The 1,085-nt window shown below is 34.0% G+C and carries 1 protein-coding gene; it reads left to right on the forward strand.

The features are described from left to right. The first annotated feature begins 88 nt into the window (after positions 1-88). On the forward strand, positions 89-877 hold the full coding sequence (locus tag GXM17_RS21355; RefSeq protein WP_163401536.1) for a DUF2971 domain-containing protein: 789 nt from the start codon (positions 89-91) through the stop codon (positions 875-877). Positions 878-1,085: the final 208 nt, after the last annotated feature.

Below are 1,085 nucleotides of genomic sequence, written 5' to 3' on the forward strand. Positions count from 1 at the left end.
GTTTTTATTCATATTTTCGTTAAGCAGAAAATACTCAGTTTCAAAACCCGCAAACCGCTTGTAGCGGCAAAACGTTACCAGCAATTTTATGGAAAACCGAATACATAGCATATTAGACAACTTGACAAACGACAAACTGACCACGAAAAGTGTCTATAAGTATCATCGTATAAACAAATTTCTCTATGACCTTTTAATCAATAACGAAATTTGGTTTTCTGACCCTTATTCTTTTAACGACCCATTTGATTGTAATTTGACAATTGACGGGAACAATACTCCAGAACAAATAAAGAATTATTTTAAAATCGCAAATTGGAATAAGTCAAGAGATATTGATGAAACGATACAACAACTAATAGCAACTAACTTCCAAGACCAAGAAGCTTTTCAGAAGAAAATTAATTCGATTTCAAAACAAGTAATAGGCAAACTCGGACTTACTTGCTTCACACAGACAAAAGACAATCTTTTAATGTGGGCTCATTACACAGAAGACCATAAGGGAATTTGCTTGGAATTTGACCATTCGAAAGACCTTGAATTCTTTCGACCTTTTAAAAAAGTAGAGTATGACAAAGTTTACCCAACATATAATTATTATAACGACAAAAAGAATGTTGTTGGACAGCTTATGCTTCATAAGTCCGACCATTGGAAATACGAAAAAGAAGTTAGGCTGATAAAAAAGAAAACCGGACTATATACATTCAAACCCGAATGTTTGACTGGCATTTATTTTGGTGTACGGACACCAAATGAACAAATTAAAACAATCAAAAAATTAGTTCAGGGACAAGAGAAATACAGCCAAACAAAATTTTTCAAAGGAACAATAGACACAAAAGACTATAAAATAATATTTGAAGATGTGTAATAAAAACTGCTGGTAACAGCCGTTTGGCGAGATTGGGGTTTTAGGCTGAATTTAAAGTTGGTTTTGTATTTGGAAAATTTGTGTTTAACCGAAAAATCTCGCATCTTTAATCCCCAACCTCGCCAAGCGCCAGAACGTTATGGTGTATAGCTCCGCCGACGAGAATCAGCTGATTTTAATTTGGCGTTTTAGCTCTGAAAACAAAATG

Origin of the sequence: Flavobacterium fluviatile, assembly GCF_010645065.1 — a bacterium.
Lineage (GTDB): Bacteria > Bacteroidota > Bacteroidia > Flavobacteriales > Flavobacteriaceae > Flavobacterium > Flavobacterium fluviatile.